The organism is Pedobacter sp. D749 (genome assembly GCF_019317285.1).
Lineage (GTDB): Bacteria > Bacteroidota > Bacteroidia > Sphingobacteriales > Sphingobacteriaceae > Pedobacter.
Window position 1 is genome coordinate 436040 of the sequence record NZ_CP079218.1, and the last position, 18613, is coordinate 454652.

The 18613-nt window shown below is 37.4% G+C and carries 15 protein-coding genes; 7 read left to right on the top strand and 8 right to left on the bottom strand.

Features of this window, described 5'->3' with window-relative positions; translation table 11 throughout:
- Nucleotides 1-82: 82 nt before the first annotated feature.
- The 3 genes from KYH19_RS01745 to KYH19_RS01755 form a co-directional block, all read right to left on the bottom strand.
- Complete coding sequence (locus KYH19_RS01745; protein ID WP_219077349.1) at nt 83-586, bottom strand: UpxY family transcription antiterminator; 504 nt, start codon at nt 584-586, stop codon at nt 83-85.
- A gap of 108 nt (nt 587-694) precedes the next feature.
- Nucleotides 695-3112 (bottom strand): tyrosine-protein kinase family protein, encoded by a 2418-nt coding sequence (locus KYH19_RS01750; protein ID WP_219077350.1) that lies wholly within the window; start codon nt 3110-3112, stop codon nt 695-697.
- Nucleotides 3112-3933 carry a polysaccharide biosynthesis/export family protein gene (locus tag KYH19_RS01755; protein WP_132395160.1) on the bottom strand — a complete coding sequence of 274 codons (822 nt, stop codon included), beginning with the start codon at nt 3931-3933 and terminating at the stop codon, nt 3112-3114. Before KYH19_RS01755 ends, KYH19_RS01750 begins: the two co-directional genes overlap by 1 nt.
- Nucleotides 3934-4739: 806 nt before the next feature.
- Here KYH19_RS01755 and KYH19_RS01760 point away from each other — a divergent pair.
- The 5 genes from KYH19_RS01760 (at nt 4740) to gap (ending at nt 9179) form a co-directional block, all read left to right on the top strand.
- Nucleotides 4740-5246 carry a hypothetical protein gene (locus tag KYH19_RS01760; RefSeq protein WP_132395159.1) on the top strand — a complete coding sequence of 169 codons (507 nt, stop codon included), beginning with the start codon at nt 4740-4742 and terminating at the stop codon, nt 5244-5246.
- Between the two features lie 188 nt (nt 5247-5434).
- Nucleotides 5435-5842: a hypothetical protein gene (locus KYH19_RS01765; RefSeq protein WP_132395158.1), complete on the top strand. Its 408-nt coding sequence runs from the start codon at nt 5435-5437 to the stop codon at nt 5840-5842.
- A gap of 106 nt (nt 5843-5948) precedes the next feature.
- Nucleotides 5949-6689 carry a glycosyltransferase family 2 protein gene (locus tag KYH19_RS01770; RefSeq protein ID WP_219077351.1) on the top strand — a complete coding sequence of 247 codons (741 nt, stop codon included), beginning with the start codon at nt 5949-5951 and terminating at the stop codon, nt 6687-6689.
- 272 nt (nt 6690-6961) lie between these two features.
- The gene (locus KYH19_RS01775) at nt 6962-8041 is read left to right on the top strand and encodes an MraY family glycosyltransferase (protein WP_255562530.1); all 1080 of its coding nucleotides are present in this window, start codon (nt 6962-6964) and stop codon (nt 8039-8041) included.
- A 142-nt stretch (nt 8042-8183) separates the two neighbouring features.
- Complete coding sequence (gene gap / locus KYH19_RS01780; protein ID WP_207908371.1) at nt 8184-9179, top strand: type I glyceraldehyde-3-phosphate dehydrogenase; 996 nt, start codon at nt 8184-8186, stop codon at nt 9177-9179.
- Here the strand turns inward: gap and KYH19_RS01785 are convergent.
- A complete protein-coding gene (locus KYH19_RS01785) occupies nt 9169-9570 on the bottom strand; it encodes a hypothetical protein (protein ID WP_132395155.1) in 402 nt (133 codons plus the stop codon). The two genes, gap and KYH19_RS01785, sit on opposite strands and share 11 nt — an antisense overlap.
- Before the next feature lie 240 nt (nt 9571-9810).
- On the opposite strand from KYH19_RS01785, the gene KYH19_RS01790 reads away from it, so the two are divergent.
- Complete coding sequence (locus KYH19_RS01790) at nt 9811-10248, top strand: GNAT family N-acetyltransferase (protein WP_219077352.1); 438 nt, start codon at nt 9811-9813, stop codon at nt 10246-10248.
- Between the two features lie 5 nt (nt 10249-10253).
- Nucleotides 10254-11447 carry a phosphoglycerate kinase gene (gene pgk, locus KYH19_RS01795; RefSeq protein ID WP_219077353.1) on the top strand — a complete coding sequence of 398 codons (1194 nt, stop codon included), beginning with the start codon at nt 10254-10256 and terminating at the stop codon, nt 11445-11447.
- Nucleotides 11448-11521: 74 nt separating this feature from the next.
- Here pgk and KYH19_RS01800 read toward each other — a convergent pair whose 3' ends face one another.
- The 4 genes from KYH19_RS01800 to KYH19_RS01815 all read right to left on the bottom strand — a co-directional run bounded on the left by KYH19_RS01800 (nt 11522) and on the right by KYH19_RS01815 (nt 18608).
- Nucleotides 11522-13099, bottom strand: coding sequence for a SusD/RagB family nutrient-binding outer membrane lipoprotein (locus tag KYH19_RS01800; protein WP_132395152.1), 1578 nt, complete (start codon nt 13097-13099; stop codon nt 11522-11524).
- Between the two features lie 12 nt (nt 13100-13111).
- The gene (locus KYH19_RS01805; protein WP_207908370.1) at nt 13112-16258 is read right to left on the bottom strand and encodes a SusC/RagA family TonB-linked outer membrane protein; all 3147 of its coding nucleotides are present in this window, start codon (nt 16256-16258) and stop codon (nt 13112-13114) included.
- A 544-nt stretch (nt 16259-16802) separates the two neighbouring features.
- Nucleotides 16803-16952, bottom strand: coding sequence for a hypothetical protein (locus KYH19_RS01810; protein WP_165902548.1), 150 nt, complete (start codon nt 16950-16952; stop codon nt 16803-16805).
- A gap of 84 nt (nt 16953-17036) precedes the next feature.
- Complete coding sequence (locus tag KYH19_RS01815; protein WP_219077354.1) at nt 17037-18608, bottom strand: PepSY domain-containing protein; 1572 nt, start codon at nt 18606-18608, stop codon at nt 17037-17039.
- Nucleotides 18609-18613: the final 5 nt, after the last annotated feature.

Genomic DNA, 18613 nt, shown 5'->3' on the forward strand with positions numbered 1-18613 from the left:
TTGTACTGCGCTTAAAGCATCAGTATTTTAATTTATTATTAAATAGTACCCTCTCACATCTTCCACCTCCCATTGTCTTTCCTTATAGTGGTTCAACAAAAGCTATCGATGTATTGATATTTATCGAATAGCCCATATTCTGTAAACGTAAAATAATACGCTGCTTATTATGTGCCGATACCAATTCGGCAATTACACCTTTGAAAGGCCCTGCTTTAATCAATACCTTTTCACCTGGTTTAATATCATAATCAATGAGTTCCAAATCCGCATCTGTAGCGAGTAAAAGTTTAAGATCATGAATTTGCTGGTCAGGGATATGAGCGATTTGGTGAGAGAAATAAATAAATCTGGCAATACCATTGGTCATCAAAACTTCTGAATATTCTTTTGCCGAAATATACGTAAATAGATAAGACTTAATCAAGGGCTCTTGTACGATTTTTTTACGGTCGCTCCATTGTTTAACTGTCTTTTTAAGAGGTAAATAAGTTTGGATTCCTTTTCTGCTCAACTCTTCACACGCTTTTTTTTCTGCTCTCGAACGCGTATAAACCGGATACCACCTATAATTTTGATCTATCATTAGCTATATCATATTTTGATTAAACCCTGTTTGCATTTTGTCAATTAACCAATTAGAGTGTAAGCCGATTATTCCTGCTATCATCTGTTATTTCCTCTATTACAAACATTAGCTTCCTTTCTTCCAAAATTCCCACCAGTTCTTCTCCTCATCATAATAGCCGCTTTTTCCGTAGCCGGTATAGTTCGAATAATAGTACGTTCCGGTATTGCCATGAGCATAGTTAGTGGTATAAATGTTTCCATGTAACTTCTCATCACCAAATGAATTCAGGATAATCGCAATGTTGTTAAGTCCATACTCTTTTGATAAACGGTCAGGAATAGTTGCAGCCCTGAATTTGGAAATACCTGAACGGATTATAAAGAGGTTGATATCAGCTTTTCTAATGAGCGGTATTGAATCTGAAACCAGGCCTACAGGAGCGGTATCAATGATAATATACTCATAACTTTCCCTAAGTTTTTCGATCAATATTTCCATCGATTTGTGATGAAGTAATTCTGAAGGATTTGGAGGCACCGGACCAGAAGTAATATAGTCAATATTATGCTTTTCATCTGTAAAGATAATATCAGTTAAAGCAGCCTGTTTTGACAAGTAATTACTTAAGCCAATACGGTTGTCAGAGTCAAAAGCATGATGGAGTTTGGATTTTCGCAAATCTGCTGCAATCAAAATCACCTTTTTGTCTATAATGGATAAGGTTCCTGCGAGATTTAAACTTACGAACGATTTTCCTTCTCCAGAAACTTCAGAAGTGATACAGATTACCTTGGTATCCTGGTCGCTGGCCATAAAACTCAGGTTAGTTCTCACAGATCTGACCGATTCGGCAAATATAGATTTTGGGCGCTCTATTGATAAAACACTTTCACCAGGGCTAACTTTCTTGGGATATTTTAAAATTACGCCAATAATTGGGGTTGTCGTCAATCCTTCAATTGTTTCGATATCGTACAAATAGGGATTTAATATTCTAACCAATAGAATTAAACCAATGCCCGAAAACAAACCCATAAATAAATAAGAAGAATAAATTTTCTTAGGCACTGGCGAAATCGGGAAAAAAGAAGGTTGTGCTACGCTGATAATTGTGGCGCCTGAAATTACGGCTGCTGAACTGATCTGAGCAGAGAGTTTTCGCTCAAACAACATTGAAAACATACGTTGATTAATATCAAAATTGCTCTGCAATTTCGCAAAGTCATTTTGTTTAGCGGGGATACTGCCCAGTGTCTGGTTAGCCTGGCCAATTTGCCCATTGATGTAACGGATGGTTTTTTGATTACGTTCGTGTAATAAGCGAATATTAGTTACAATGGCTTGTTTTACTTCGTTAATCTGCTTGTTAATATCCAGGATGGGCTGCGCATCTGCGTTAAAGCTCTGTAACTTATTTTCTCTGTTAACGATAAGCCCGTTAAGTTGCGTAATTAAACCAGTTAAGAGCGTATTATTGGTGCCTTCCAAATTAAGGTTAAGCTGTTGTATCCGATCCTTATTGTTTTTTACCTGGGTTTCTAATTGCTGGATAGCAAGCTCTTGCAGTTGTAATTCGGCAATCTGGTTTTCCAGGTTGCTTAGTTTCGAATTTCCCTGTTGCCTTTCGCTACTGGGGTCGATGAGTTTATTACTGCTTTGAAAACTAGAAAGTTTATTGCCCGATTTGCTAACTTGTGCATCTAAAAAGGCAATCTGGCTATCCAAGTAATCTATAGTTTGTTTGGCTGATCTTTTTTTAAGTGTTGCATCATTTTTTACATATTGTTTGATGATCTCGTTTAATACATTGGCAGAAAAAACAGGATTACTATCGGTGTGGGTAACCCCCATGATATTGGTGTTTTTTTCCTGTTCGAATACATTTAATCCTCCTGCAGCCCTACCGTACAAATCTCTGATTCCGTTGAATTTAAAACTGTAATTGCCTGTTGATGGTATTTCTGTTTTAATCGTGAATACCATATTGCCCATGCTAATTGGTTGACCGTAACGGTATTTCTTCAAATTTTTATTGTTGTCATCGCTGCTTGATAGTTCGAAGGTACGGTTGTCAATGGGCTTAACATTATAGGTAGCCCTGCTGAAGTTTACAGAATCCTGTGTTAAAATATCAACCTGAAAAGGTTGTTTCGGATAAAGTTCAGTAAATCGTACCCTTCCTTCTAAATAATAGCTGATTTTATAATCCAGGTTCTTTAAAGCGTTTAAAATTACATCTTCTGAGCGCATAATGATGCCTTCAGTTTGGATCTGATTCTGAATCTGATTAAAAGGCCGGTAGTTTAACGGAGAGCCAGGCAGCGAAGCCATTTGTTCCTGCTGATCACTATCTAATTTTAGCGAAGCCGAAGTAATATATATAGGAGTAATGCTGCGCACATAAAGCCAGGCAAGTACAAAACTGATTATTACCGTTCCGGCAACCCAATACCACCTGCTTAAAAAAATTAACAGGATTTTCCAATAGTTGACGGTTTGGCTGGCTAACTTTCTAGCTTCTGTTGGTTTAGTGTTATCCATTAGCGGGTTAGGGTAAAGATTAATACAGCCAGGTTGACTACAACGAGAAACGGTTGTACAATATTATTTACACTAGTCAGCTTTTCGCTCAATGCCGAACTTTTGGTTTGTTGGAGTACAATAATATCATTATTCTGAAGAATTAGTTTTTTGCTGGCCAGGCTGTTAATATCATTTAAGTTTACATAGATAATTTCGGGGTGGCTTCTGTCGCCGCGAATAATTTTAAGCGTTTTAGGATCAGCCGTTTTATTAATGCCCCCTGCTTCACCAATAATGTCAATGAGTGTCGTGTTTTCACGCTCCAGTAAAAAATTACCTTGTTTGCTGAATTCGCCCAATAAGGTTACCTTTAAGTTTACCACACTTAATTCGATAATGGGGTCGCGAAGAAGTTGTTTTGCATATAAATCCTGAATTTTGATGGCAGCATCTCTTCTGCTTAGGCCTAATACGTCTACTTTTCCAATCGCAGGAAGGTTAACTTTACCATCAATATCTACCGGATAGGAAAGTATATTATTTATTGAGCCGCCAGCTATATTCTGATTACCGTTTAAACCATTGTTTGAAGATTGAGATGCCCCAAATTCTTTATTCTGTACATTTCTGATGGCCAACTGATCATTTACTTTTATTTTGTAGTACGCATCACTAATGCCCGGGTCGTTTACCACATAAACTTGTTTAATGGTATCCGTAACGACATCACTTGGGGCGTTAAATAAACTATGCTCTTTTCTGGAAGCACAACTGGCAAGCGTAATGCAGAAAAATAAAACGTAAAGAAATTTTAAAATTGCTTTTGTCTGGATCATCATCTTAAATCGGATATTGAATGGAAGCTTAAGGCTAATGGGCGAAAATATGGTTAAAAATCGTTAAAAAAAAGTCAACTTAGAAGCGGAGCGACTTTTAAAATAGTTGTCTTTAAGATTTGAAAGTGGCGGAGAAATAACAGTTTATCTTTTTAATCTGTTAAATTCTAAATCAAAAAATCATCTTTAGGTCGTTTGATTTTTTGACTTTAGTCAATTTTAAAATATTATTGGGGGTATAGATATTAATTTATCATTGCCCTGATGTTTAGAAATTTGGTGTCAGGATCTATTGAAATTTAGTTTTTAAATACATTTATTGGAAGAGAATACATCGAGGTTTGTCCGGGATTACTGAGAAAAAGGCGGGTATTCTTCATTTATTGCGTCATGATCTCAATCCTTACCTGCACAACAAAAGCATTCATCATGTGGGATAACCCATCTTTATAATCATAAAAATATCCGATTTACATTGTCCAATCTTGTTAATATAGTGGCCTGGTTTATCTAATTTATAGAGGTAAAAGGTTGTTGAATAAATATTTTGTTATTGATAAAAATCAAGGTTCTTGTTAGCCTGAAATTAATCGTTTAAAGCCATTTTATCGCTCTATGTAGAATAGGGCTATCTTTTTTAATTTTTCAATTTTTTTTAAAGGATTACAATTGTCATATCAATCTGTTTAGTGTAGTTATTCATTTTGTTCAATACTCAATTAAGCTTATTTTTGTCGTTTTAATAATACGAATTGTTTGTTTTATGAAAAATATTTACACCCTTATTTTTTTAGTTAATTCCTTATAAATTGAAACATAATTTTTACATCCCGTTCTTACTTTTTTTAATTATTTCGTTAAAAACTTTTGCATCAGATCCAGGTCGCAACTATGGTTGTGTAATTCAAGGCTCACCAGCCAGATTGTATTTCTCTTATAGCAAAGATGGTAATCCATATAATTGGGGGCCAAATAATAATACCAGTAATGGTTTATATCACATTTATAATAACAATTCTAGTAATTATGAAATATACAATGATACCGAGGCTAATGGATATCATTGTGGCGTTATTAATAGTAAATTTGGTGAATATAATCAGGTTGGAGAAGTTTGTTATGTTTCCAGTGGTGGAAGTTATCTACAAGGTGACTTAGCAACTTATAGTGTGAACAATTCTACATATTGTGGCACCAATTCATTGCCTATCGATAATTATGCTGTTATCCTATTGGCATTGATGGGGGGTGGGGGTTTCTTTTACATCAGGAAGTATGGAGTTGGTTTTTTTGATCTTACTTCTGAAGTAAAGTAATACGTTAAAGCATTATTGGGTAGCTGCAATATTAAATTATCTTAGAAATTAAAATATTTCTCTTGTATTAAAGCAAAGTGCTTTAATACATCTCCTTAGCGATAATAGCCTTCAGGTTATTGAACAAAACGAACGGCGTTTTTAGTTTAGAACCATAGTAAATTCGTGCATCACCATTAAAATGATGCATGAGAGGCTTTTGTTTTTTAGTAATACTTATCGTAATTTCTTTTGATATGTATGCCCAGGGTTCCGCAACAGGTTGCTTAGTGCCTTATTATAACAGGGTTTATACTTCTAATTCGCTTGAAGTGTTAGGCTCTTCTCAATTATATAATAATTCTCCTTCAACACCTTTATCTGCTAACTATTGTAGTTGGACCCCAAGCAGTACAGGATCTTCTTGTGTTATTTGCGACGGAACGTTAGGCGTGGATGCATTAGGTATCAAGATATGTTTGTTAGGTTCATTCAGGTATGGTTCACAAGGTACATTTACCATGGTGCAATGCGATCTGGACAGCCATTTCTGGATTGTAGGCGCAATGGGAGGCCTATTTGGCCTTGTATTCATCAAAAGAAGAAATAGACTATAATCTTTACTCTGGGTAGATAGGAAACCATTCGGCAGATGTAGAGCTATTCTTTATCTTTACACAGTTTTTACTTTTAAGAAAGCCGAAGAATCCTGATTTGGTCACAATGAAAATATCGCTCATCACAGTTGTTTATAATGGAGAAACCTTTTTGCAGGAGTGTTTTAATTCAGTGATGGCACAAACCTATCCTGATATAGAATATATAGTGATTGATGGCGGATCGACAGACAATACACTGGATATTATTCAGGAAAACCATTCTGCCATTGATTATTTTATTTCAGAAAAAGATAATGGCTTATATGATGCAATCAATAAAGGGATTCAGCGCGCAACCGGAGAGGTAATTGGGATTTTAAATGCCGATGACCTGTTTGCTGGTACTGATGTACTGGCATCAGTAGCCAAAACCTTTACCAGCCTGCCGGAAATAGATGGACTTTATGGTGACCTTAATTACATCCATCCTGTAACGCATAAAGTGATCAGGACCTGGAAATCATACCAAAACACATTTGAAGATATTAAAAAAGGATGGATGCCCGCACACCCCACGCTATATTTGAAAAGGGCATTGTTTGAAAAAAATGGATATTATGCTTTGAATTTAGGCACTGCTGCCGATTACGAATTAATATTACGTTACTTTTATACTCATAAAATTGAGGCAGCTTATTTGCCTGTTTTAATGGTTAATATGCGCACAGGCGGCGTAAGCAATCAATCTTTAATGAGCAGGGTCTCTGCCTTTGCGAATGATTATAAAGCCCTGAAAAGAAATCGTGTACCATATCCGCTTTTTGTAGTAATCAGGAAAAAACTAAGTAAACTCAATCAATTTTAATCTTTTATATAGCAGGACTGTAAACGTTGAATAGTTATTCTAAAGCTTAATTTATTTCATAAAAATCAATATAAATGAAAAGAGAACTTAATAGTAATAAAATTTCTGCTGATTATCGTCCTTTCTTGGAGTTATCGGGTGATCTGGTGTCTGGTCAGCAAATAACGTGATATAATCCTACATCTCATTTGATTTATATCATATTAAACAATTGTAAAAGCCAGTTTTTTAAGCGTACATTGCTTATATTTGTATTACCAAGTTATCCCGCTTTGTTTGAAGATATACTGAATAGCAACACAAATTATTTCTACATAGCCATATTTATTCTGGCCTTTTCCATCGTAATCATCAGTATTCCGAGTGTGATTTATACCTCTTTAAAGTATGGCCTTTTTGATAAGAACGACCTTCATCGTAAAAACCATAAACGTAATATTTCACGTTTAGGTGGCTTGGCTATTATAGGTAGTTTTACAGTGAGTATCCTGCTTTTTTCTGCCATTATTAATTTTAAAGAGGCCAATTTTTTAATTGCATCGTGTATTGTGTTATCGGCACTTGGCTTAAAAGACGATGTTCATGGCACCAATACCAGTACAAAATTTATATTGCAGATTGTGGTCGCCTTTATCCTTGTGTTTTTTGGAGCTTTCCGTCTAACAAGTTTGTACGGTGTGCTGGGCATAGGCGATATGGCACCTCTTTGGGGAAGCCTTTTTTCCATCGCGCTCATTATCTTCCTGAACAATGCATTCAACTTAATAGATGGCATAGATGGATTGGCAGGTGGAATAGGCATTTTAACAAGCCTGGTTTTTGGTGTTTTGTTTTCTTCAATGGGGCAGGTGTCTTATGCATTTATCGCCTTTGCATTGGCAGGTGCAATCGCAGGCTTTTTAAAGTACAACTGGTTTCCTGCAAAAATATTTATGGGCGATACAGGGGCTTTAATCATTGGACTCATTTCTGCAGCATTGGCCATTAAGTTTATCGAACTAAATAAGTTTACAGGCGATAATAAACCGGCTTTTTATTCAGCCCCGGCAATAGCTGTTGCCATCCTGATTGTGCCTATATTTGATTCTTTAAGGGTATTTACGGTACGGATATTAAAAGGTCATTCTCCCTTTAAGGGCGACCGTAACCATATCCACCACCGTTTGGAAAATATGGGGATAAGAACAAACTGGATTGTAATTTCTGCACTTGGCCTTAACATATTTGTACTTGCTGCTACCCTTGTATTGCAGAACCTGGGAAATTTTGTTTTAATCCTGATCATTATTGGTATCTGTATTGTATTTAATAGTATGCTAACATTAAGTCTGTTCCTTAAGAAGAATAAATAAATGCTATTTTAGCCATTTTGAATTCTTAATTTTTGCCTCTCAATAGGTAATCTAAACTGGTATACTGCATTTTTATCATCTTATGTGATCAGGTCTTTGCTTTGATAAATAAATACTAATTTTGCGCTCTAATTTTAATATCATGAGGCTGGCAATAAATGGTTTTGGTAGAATAGGAAGAACATTTTTACGCCTGGCACTGGCTGAAGGCTATGAAGTGGTGGCCATTAACGATCTTGCAGATGCGAAAACAATGGCGCATTTGTTTAAGTATGATAGTGTTCATGGTGTTTTTGCAGGGAACGTTTCGGCAAAGCCTGATGCACTTGTAATTGATAACCTTTTGATTCCGGTTTTTACCATTGCATCAGCTGATAAGTTGCCATGGTCTGCATTGCGCGTTGACTTGGTCATTGATTGCACGGGCAGAAACCTCACAAAATCATCAGCCGAAAAACATATTGCATCGGGTGCAAAACAAGTATTAATTTCCGCTCCGGCAGCCGATGATATTCCAATGGTTGTATTGGGGGTAAACGATGATCATATTGATTTAACAAGTGCTGTACTATCAAATGCGAGTTGTACAACCAATAATATTGCTCCCATGATTAAGATTTTAAACGATAATTGGGGCGTTGAAGAAGGTTATATCACTACGATCCATTCCATGACGGGCGATCAGAATCTGCATGATGCAAACCATAAGGATCTGCGTAGGGCAAGGGCAGCTTCATCTTCCATCATCCCAACTACAACTGGTGCAGCAAAAGCCATTACACATATTTTTCCCGAATTGGATGGGCGTTTGGGTGGTGCAGGGATTAGGGTTCCGGTTTTAAACGGATCTTTAACCGATTTTACCTGTCTGTTAAAGAAGAAAACAACCATCGAAGAAATTAATTCAGCTTTCAAATACGCTGCCGAAAATGAATTGAAAGGTATTATTGAGTACACTGAAGATCCGATTGTGTCGATCGATATTATTGATAATCCACATTCGTGTATATTCGATTCGCTGTTAACCTCAATTGTCGGCGATCTGGTTAAGGTTGTTGGCTGGTACGATAATGAATACGGTTACAGCAGCCGTTTAATCGATGTGGTCAGAAAAATCGATGCCTTATCTAAGAAATAAGCTTTCTTTTCTGCGTTGATTTTAATGCCCAATAAACCAATACCGGTTGAAAAAACAGACGTAAAAAACGCTTACTATCAGTATTAAGCCCAAATGCGCTGCGTTTATGGGTGTACTGTGAAATATTCCCTGGGAATACGCCAACAAATAATCCTGCGGCAATTTTGCCTATTAAAGCTTCGTGTTTTTTCGGGGCAAGCACTAATGCGGTACCCAATGCAATTTCAACAAAACCAGAATAAACAACAGTATCGTCTTTTTTCAAAGGTACCCAATCTGGTACTTGCGCCTGGAAAGGTTTGCGCGCAAAGGTCAGATGACCAATTCCGGCAGTAATTAATCCTGCGCCAAGTAATATTCTGGCTGCTGTTTTGATGTTTTCTTCTTTCACGTTTTCTGCTTTAAATTCACTATCCTATATCATCAACAAGTAAATGGAAGGTCTGTTTGATAATATGTACATTTTACCCTTGTTTTAAATGATAACCGTTTGATCAGATCGGTTCTATATCCAAAATGTTAGCACTTTATGGCTATTATTATTATCGGGTTTCAATTGCTTTATTAACTTTGCAAACGTTTGCGGTACATCCTATAGCAATGTATTTAGGTATAAGCTGATGATAAAAATATGGTCAAATTTATTCTTCCGGAAGAAGTTCTACCTTTAAGAAGCCTCGTTTTACGCAATGGTAAGCCATTCGAAGCATGCGTTTTTGAAGGCGACCTGGCTTACGATACTTTTCACCTGGGTTTTTTAAAAGATGGTGAAATAAAATCTATTGCCACATTTATGCGTAACGATTTTTTCCCGGAAGAAGGGGAGGGTTACCAGCTCCGTGGTATGGCTACACATCCCGATGCCAGCGGGCAAGGTTATGGTGCTGCACTCGTTACTTTTGCCATCGATTACCTGAAAGAATACAATACCGATTATTTATGGTGCAACGCCCGCTCAACAGCAGCAGCTTTTTATAAAAAAATCGGTTTCACTACTGAGTCGCCGGAATTTGATATCCCAGGCATCGGTTTCCATTACGAAATGAAATTAAACTTAAATCAAAAATAATTAACATGAACACCATTGACCAGTTTGACTTTAAAGATAAAAAAGCATTAATCAGGGTAGATTTTAACGTGCCTTTAGATGATGAATTTAAAATTACAGACGATAAAAGAATCAGGGCTGCATTACCAACCATCAGCAAAATTTTAAAAGATGGCGGTGCCGTTATTTTAATGTCGCACTTAGGTCGCCCAAAAGACGGCCCTACGGATAAATATTCTTTAAAACACATCTTATCTGATTTATCTGCTCTTGTTGGTGTAGAAGTTAAGTTTGCTGACGATTGCATTGGCGAAAGTGCAGTTAAACAGGCTGCTGATTTAAAATCGGGAGAAGTTTTATTATTAGAAAACCTTCGTTTTTACAAAGAAGAAGAAAAAGGTGATGTAGGCTTTGCAGAGAAATTATCAAAATTAGGCGACGTTTATGTAAACGATGCCTTTGGTACTGCTCACCGTGCGCATGCCTCAACTTCAATTATCGCTCAGTTTTTCCCGGATGCAAAATACTTCGGTTATTTAATGGCATCGGAATTGGAAAATGCAGAGAAAATCCTGAACCACGCAGAAAGACCTTTTACAGCAATTATGGGCGGCGCTAAAGTATCTGATAAAATTCTTTTGATTGAGAAATTATTAGATAAGGTAGATAACCTGATTATTGGTGGCGGTATGGCTTACACTTTTGCCAAAGCACAAGGTGGAGAAATCGGCACCTCGTTATTGGAAGCTGATAAACAAGAACTTTCTTTAGAACTAATTGAAAAAGCGAAAGCAAAAGGTGTAAAACTGATTTTACCTGTGGATACGGTAATTGCAGATAAATTTGCCAATGATGCTGATAAAAAAGATGTAACCTCGGGGCAAATTCCTGCAGACTGGATGGGATTAGATATCGGCCCGAAATCAGTTGAATTATTCCAGGAAGTAATCAAAAATTCCAAAACTTTATTATGGAATGGTCCGATGGGTGTTTTCGAAATGGAAAGCTTTCAGGTAGGCACTAAAGCTGTAGCAGAAGCAGTTGTGGCGGCTACTAAAGATAATGGTGCATTCTCATTAATTGGTGGTGGCGATTCGGCTGCAGCCATTGCAAAATTCGGAATGGAAGATGAAGTTAGTTATGTTTCTACTGGCGGTGGTGCTTTACTAGAATACATGGAAGGTAAAGAATTGCCGGGGGTTAAAGCAATTAATGGATAAAATACCATCATATTTATAAACGAGGCCCTTGCAGAGCAATTTGCAAGGGCCTCGTTGTTTATTATTCCAAAATATTAAAAATTATTGGTAGTACCGGTATCCCACCATAAGCGTGATGCAATATCATCTTTACCTGAGCTTAAAAATGTCGAAGCCTCTGCAACAGCTGAAGCATTTCCGGTTCTTTCTGCAGGTACAAATACCAGTCGCTTTATCCATTGGTCAGCTGTTATAATTCCCCAATCCGGGTTACTGTCATTTTTTGCAACATGTGGAATTTTAGGATAACCTGTTCTTCTAAAATCAACCCAGGCCTCTAATGTATTGGTAAAAGTGGCCAGGTATTTTTGTGTAATAATTTTTTCCAGTTTCAATTCATTAGAATCGCCTTCATTCCAAGCTACAGTAATGGTAGAAAGTGCGGTAAAATTATTTCTGCTATCTTTTGGGTCGATATAGTTTATTGGTTTGCTTGTAGCATCAATCAGGTAGGCATCTACTCCTGCTGCTCCCCAATCGGCAAAGGAGAGGCGTACTCCATTTTCATAGTTGGTTTTGGCATCGCCAGCACCTGCCCAACCCCTTAATGCTGCTTCGGCTTTTAAAAAGGCAATTTCCGATGCGGTGAAGCCTCTCCGTTTTTGGACTGATTTGAAATCCGTACTCACGGTAGAATATGGAACTCTATCATCTTTGGCATTTATAAATGCTCCGCTGCGGATACCTTTATACTTATATGAAGGGTGATCAGTAACCAATGATGCATCGCTCACCTCATTAAAATATTTAGCCACGCGGCCATCTTTTAAACCAACCATAAATGATTCCATTGTTGCACCCATGCGTGTGTCGTTCCAATCAAAACTAATCATAGAAACCGGCATAACATTGCCATTTAAAGGCAAAAGAAAATTTTCGGCATTGGTGCTAATCAATCCAGCTGCATCGGCTAAAGCTTTCTCACCCTGTGTTTTGGCAATTGTAGGACTAACCTTAACCAAACGCATGGCCAATCGGAAGCGTACTGAATTAAGCAATTTTAGCCATGAAGCAATGTCGCCTTTATAACTAGGGTCAAATTTGGTAAAGCCAGTGTAAGTGCTGTTTGCTTTCAAGTTGGTTTCAATCTGATCTAACTGGGTAAACATATTATTATATAAATCAGACTCTTTATCGTATTTAATTGCACCCAAACCTGAAGTTCCATAGTTAGCGTAAATTACCGGGCCATGTATAGCTGTTAATTTAGATATCGCTAATATCCTAACCAGTTTAGCCCAATCGCCAAATAAGGGTAATTTTTTTTCAACAGCAAGCTCAATAACCTGTTTTGACGGAGACATTACGCTACCATATATCCGGTTCCAATAGGCATCAATCCAGCGCAGGTAATAGGTTGTATTATTTACATTCCCAACATAAGGCGTTGGTGTACCCATATAACCCATCCAGTTATCATAGCATAAATCTTCTTCAATTTGATGACCCATCAGGTTAAATAACATTACTGAAAAAGAAGAACCCACTAAATTGAAATCCTGCTCTAATAACTTATCTGTGATCTGATTGGGATTTGTATTGATCTCTTCGAAATTTTTGGTGCAGGAGTTGAATAAAATCAAGGCAAGCACCATTAAACATAATTTTTTCATTACTTTAATATATTAAAAGTTCAACTTAAGATTAAAACCGTAAGAACGTGTAGCAGGAACTGCAAACACGTCATTTGCCTGATTACTATTGTTCGTACTCATTGCTTGCTCAGGATCAAATGGAGCTTTTTTGTAGAAGAAGAACAAGTTACGGCCAATTAACGAAACAGATGCAGATTTAATAGCCGAACCTTTTATTGGTATGTTGTAGGCTAATGATATTTGTGCTAAACGAACATTAGTACGTGAGAACACATAGGGTTCCATAATTCCATTTCGGTCACCTATCACGTTGTAGTAATCTACCGGATCGATTGATGTAACTGGTGTATTGCCTTTAATGGCATTAATAGGCATGGTTGTACCAGCATCGCGAATATCGCCTGTTCTTTTACTTACACCGTATGCGTCTAAGAAAGCTTCGGTTTTAGAAAAGGCAACACCACCAAACTTAGCAGATACCAATGCACTTAAACTTAGGTTTTTGTATGTAAAGGTGTTATTCCAACCCGTTATCAAATCAGGATTTAAATTTCCTACATATTCTTGTATTGCTGTTCTGGTTGGCTTTCCATCGGCATCCAATATGATTTGGCCAGCTGCATTACGCGCAAGTTTAAAAATATACAAATCGTTAAAAGAACCTCCAGATTTAATGATTGAATTAAATCCTTCATCATTGCTACCTACCTGGTATTCCGGGTTTTCGGCGATAAGCTCTACGATCTTATTTCTATTGCGCGATAAATTAAGTGTTGAGTTCCATTTAAAGTCATCATTTTTTACAGGATCTCCACCAAATGTTAACTCAAAACCCTGGTTCGTTACCTTACCCGCATTTACATAATAAAAAGTATAACCAGAACCAGAAGGCGCTGTTAAAGATAAAAATTGATTCGTACTGGTATTTTTATAGTAAGTAAAATCAAAACTTAACCTATCATTTAGAAAACGACCTTCTAAACCAATCTCATTACTAATTATCTTTTCGGGCACCAATGTTGCAAATGGGGTTTGTGTATTTCTGTTAATCCCACCTATGCCATCTGGTCCGCCTGCACCACCTATGGTGTTACCAGGGTTTACAATGTTATAGGGTACCTCGTTACCTACCTGAGATGTAGATGCCCTTACCTTTAAGAAATTGATTTCTTTAGGCATGGCTACCATTTGGCTAATGATTGCCGATAAACCAGCTGAATAGTAAAAATAAGAGTCATTTCCGGTGGTAGCTAGTGTAGAGGCATAGTCGTTTCGGCCAGCCAAATCAACATAGATCATATCTTTAAAGCCCAATGAAGCATTAGCGAATAAGCCTTGTTTCTGAACTCTGCTGTAAGTTTGGTTAATAACCAGATTATATGGCAGGTTTGCAAAACTAAAAAAGTTTGGGTACTGAAGCGGCACTGTACCGTTTCCAAAAGTCATCCCATCGTTAAAAGTATAATCTTGGATGCTTGCGCCCAGTACACTGCTCAAGCTTAATTTACCAAAAGTATTATCATAGCTTAAAATAGCATCGCCATATAAGGCTTTGTCATTATATTTAGCGTAATTCCAGGTACCGTTAGAACTTACACTTACCGAGTTTCCACCTGCAGCATAACGATAATCTAATAGTCTGTCATTATAATCAATGTTACCACGTACATCAAACTTAAAATGTGGTAAAAATGCATACGATGCTTTTGCTGTAGCAATTACCCTGTTGCTGGTAGAAAGTTTTGGGTCGTTATACAACTCCCAATAAGGGTTGTTTTGTTTTTCCTCGCTGGAGTACCAGTTTTGTTTAAACAGATTTCGGGTAGCATCAAAAATTTGATAATTGTTTTTGTAATCATCAAAATTTCTTTCCCGTGCAAATAGATATAACCCTGTTATTGGGTTGTTGTAATAACCCGCACCAGGGCGGTTCTTCGACTTTTCGTAAGAAAATCTTACATTACCGCTTAAAGTAAGTTTGTCATCAAATAACTTTGTTTCCTGACTTAACGTAACATTATGCTTATTGTAAGTACTGGTTGGTACAATACCTGTTGCATAATTGTTACCGTATGAAAAATAAGTAGTTGTTCTTTCATTCCCTCCAGATACAGATACCGAATTAATCGTATTCACGCCGGTCTGAAAAAAATCATCGATATAATTACTCTGGTAATTTCCTTTGGTTTTAGACCAACTCCTATCATTTCCGGCATCAGCTCCATAACTGAACTGAAATTCTGGTAATGTAGCAGCACTGCTGAAATTGGTTATAGAATTTAAAGCAATTGCGATTTTGCCGTTTTGACCTTTTTTTGTATTAATTAAAATCACACCATTTGCACCCTGACTTCCATATAAAATGGCACCGTTTGCGCCTCTTAAAATAGTAACCGATTCAAAATCATCCTGATTTAGCGCTGATAAACCATCACCTGCATCAGTGCCTCCGTAAGATCCCGGCTGCCCGCCTTTGTTATTTACAACTGGTACACCATCAATTACAAAAAGAGCTTCGCTGTTTCCCGCAATTGATTTAGAACCCCTTAATACTGTTTTTGTTGATCCTCCTACACCAGAGTTACTGATTCCCACATCAACACCTGCAGCCTTGCCACTTAGAGCTTCCATGAAATTGGGACTGCCAGCTTTTGTTAATTCTGGACCAGCGAGTTGCTGAGCAGCAAATGTAAGTGCTCTTTTCTCACGTTTTACACCCAAAGCGGTAACTACCACCTCTGTTAAGTTTGCATTACCGGAAGGTTTTAGCTTTACTGTTACATTGGTTAAATTACTAATGTTTACCTCTTGCGAATCCATGCCGACATAAGAAATCACCAAAATTGTGGCCTCATCAGGAATGTTTAGCACGAACTTACCGTCATTTCCTGTAAGTGTTTTAGCGCTGGTTCCCTTAGCCACCACAGTTGCACCAGGGAGTGGAAGCCCGGTCTCATCAGTTACCAATCCATTGATCGTTTTAGCTAGTTTGTAGCTAACACTTTTTGGAGTGTTTACCATTGGAATGATGTTTTTGTTTCTTACAGTACCTTCACCCCTGGCTGCATTTTGTAAGCAAAGACCAGCTACAGCTACGAGTGCTAGGTTCCGCAGACCTTTGGTTGCGCTAGGAATTTTGATTTCTAGCGCATTGATAGCAGAATAAATGTTACTCATTTTCATACAATTTGTTAGTTTAGTTTTAGTTTACTCCATTAAATGTCCAGCCTTAGGCATTCAAACCGCATCAAATGATTTTTAGCACTGTTGAATAAAAAACATAAAACGTTTTATGAACTCTTAACAATGATTAGTTAGGAGGTGCAAATTTGAATAGTTTAGTTTTAGTTCTGTATTGTTAAGTGTTTAAATGCTCAAGTTTTAGGTTGTTTACTTTTAGGTTGATAAGACGATATTTAATTTTGTTGCTGTAATTTATAAAAATATTGTTACAATTCAATTAATTGTTAAAATTCAATTAATCAAAGAGAATTTTTAGCTAACCAAATGTGTTTAACTGCTTAATAAGTTAATTACATCACAAGAAAAAAGTTGGTTGGTTTAGGTTGTATGCTTATGGCAGGTATATCTGCCATAACATTTGCTGCAACTACAGAATCTGATCGGATTCTGTAGTTGCTGAGCCCAAAGAATTTTATCGGCCGGTGGGACATTACTGTTGAGGTAAACGGAAAACGGGCAGCCAGTAAAAGTATCAGGCTTAAACTGTAGCGAAAATAACCGCTACCAGAACCAAGGTTTCCTGTACTTTGGTTAATGTTACGTCAGATAAAAGCGGTACCAAATTATCAATAGTGATGAAGCTTACTCCAGTGGCAAGTTCGAAAAGCAACTGAAAGACTTTATACATAAGAAATAGCCACGATGTGTTTTCAGACGTGGGGTGTTGTCAGCTGTTACCAACTGACTGCAAGAGAATGTCTAAGCGTTCATACTAAAAAACTTCTAATCCCGTATTAAGCAGCACCATATAAACAGCTAAATAACATACCAAAAATGCCGTTGATAATGCAAAATATCGTGTTAACTTATGGCTGCCTTTTTTAAATGGGAGTAAAAACAGGATATTGAATATTTCAGATAACAAGGCGCAGATGAAATTTAAACAGACCATCACACAGCTAAACGCCACAACTAAAATGGCCGGCTGAATAATGATTCCCGAAGGAAGGCCATAGAGTGCCCCCATAATAAAACTGATTAATAGGATAATCATGGCATATTTTAATCCTGATTTAAACTGGATCAGGAAATAGCTACCCAATTTAGGGAGGGGCATTTTAACTTTCGCTGGTTTTAATTCTTTTTCAATTATCTGTGTTTCCAATCCCTCTTCTAAATTGGCTTCATTTGTTTTATGCTTTTTGCCTCTCTTTTGTTTCCTGTAACGTGGCCACCAGATTATAAAACCTGTAATAAAAAGCGCAAGTGGCATTAGGCCGGCAATAAGGGCGATAATTTGTGTAGGCCTGCCACCGAAGCTTCCGTAGTGGATAGGTGTTAACCAGCTGAGGTAAGCATTACCGACATTGGGGAAATCCTTACGGCTGTTTAACAATGTTTTGCCTGTGTATTGATCTACAATCAACATTTCCCGTTTTCCAACCCTCGGAAGATTTCCACTCATCATGTCGAGGCGATATGCACCCATTTTATCTGCAGGGAAGGCAATACCACCAATGTAAGCATTAGGCATTTTTTCCTTGGCTGCATGAACAATAGCTGTAAGTGGCAATGAAGTAGCTTCTGCGTGCCATGCTGATTTAGCACCCAGGAGTTGGGCAACACCCTGCGGCGATTTTCCGCTAAGCAAAAATAACAGCGGAATAACAAGCGTAGAAAAAGTGATTGAGAAACCAGTAAGGCTCAATATTGCTACAATAGGTGAGGAGTAAAAACCCAGTGAATTGTGCCAATCATAGTTTTGGCGTTTAAATGATCCGCTAAACCTTACCGTAAGTACCGATTTTAATTGTTTCCATTTCTTTGGAATCCATAAACGCAGACCAGAGATGGTCAGGATTAAAAGGCAAAGGGAAGCCAGTCCGCAGATATATCGTCCGGCAACCGGAATCAGCAGAGTCCGGTGCAGTTCGGTAACCACATGGATGAAAGAACTGGTATGTATTCTTTTACCACCTATTTTTCCGGTATAGGGATTAATAAAAGTTTCTTCATTACTTTTTAAATTGATTACGCTATAAGCTTCATTGGGGTTCTTGAAGTTATTTAGCATCAGGTAATCTATTTTTAGCTTAGGATAGTTCTTTTTTATGAGTGGCAAAATCTCTTCCACGGGCAGTTTTTGCTTTTGCGCAATCACCTCAAACAGATCTGGATTCAAAGCCCGGTCAATCTCGTCCTGAAAAACAAGTATGCTTCCTGTAATGCCTATAAAAGCAACAATTGCCCCGGCAATAATGCCAATATAAAGATGCCATTTACCAAACCACCTCTTTTGGTGTTTTGCCCAGCTTAGTTTTTTAGGATTCTGTTCTGATTTCATTTTGG

What these genes read in the sequence shown, in the direction of transcription:
- KYH19_RS01770 (WP_219077351.1), top strand. Translation starts at nt 5,949, where the DNA reads ATGAAAATATCGCTCATCACAGTTGTTTATAATGGAGAAACCTTTTTG.
- KYH19_RS01805 (WP_207908370.1), bottom strand. Translation starts at nt 16,258, where the DNA reads ATGAGTAACATTTATTCTGCTATCAATGCGCTAGAAATCAAAATTCCT.
- KYH19_RS01800 (WP_132395152.1), bottom strand. Translation starts at nt 13,099, where the DNA reads ATGAAAAAATTATGTTTAATGGTGCTTGCCTTGATTTTATTCAACTCC.
- KYH19_RS01815 (WP_219077354.1), bottom strand. Translation starts at nt 18,608, where the DNA reads ATGAAATCAGAACAGAATCCTAAAAAACTAAGCTGGGCAAAACACCAA.
- KYH19_RS01755 (WP_132395160.1), bottom strand. Translation starts at nt 3,933, where the DNA reads ATGATGATCCAGACAAAAGCAATTTTAAAATTTCTTTACGTTTTATTT.
- KYH19_RS01750 (WP_219077350.1), bottom strand. Translation starts at nt 3,112, where the DNA reads ATGGATAACACTAAACCAACAGAAGCTAGAAAGTTAGCCAGCCAAACC.
- KYH19_RS01790 (WP_219077352.1), top strand. Translation starts at nt 9,811, where the DNA reads ATGGTCAAATTTATTCTTCCGGAAGAAGTTCTACCTTTAAGAAGCCTC.
- pgk (WP_219077353.1), top strand. Translation starts at nt 10,254, where the DNA reads ATGAACACCATTGACCAGTTTGACTTTAAAGATAAAAAAGCATTAATC.
- gap (WP_207908371.1), top strand. Translation starts at nt 8,184, where the DNA reads ATGAGGCTGGCAATAAATGGTTTTGGTAGAATAGGAAGAACATTTTTA.
- KYH19_RS01810 (WP_165902548.1), bottom strand. Translation starts at nt 16,952, where the DNA reads ATGTATAAAGTCTTTCAGTTGCTTTTCGAACTTGCCACTGGAGTAAGC.
- KYH19_RS01745 (WP_219077349.1), bottom strand. Translation starts at nt 586, where the DNA reads ATGATAGATCAAAATTATAGGTGGTATCCGGTTTATACGCGTTCGAGA.
- KYH19_RS01765 (WP_132395158.1), top strand. Translation starts at nt 5,435, where the DNA reads ATGAGAGGCTTTTGTTTTTTAGTAATACTTATCGTAATTTCTTTTGAT.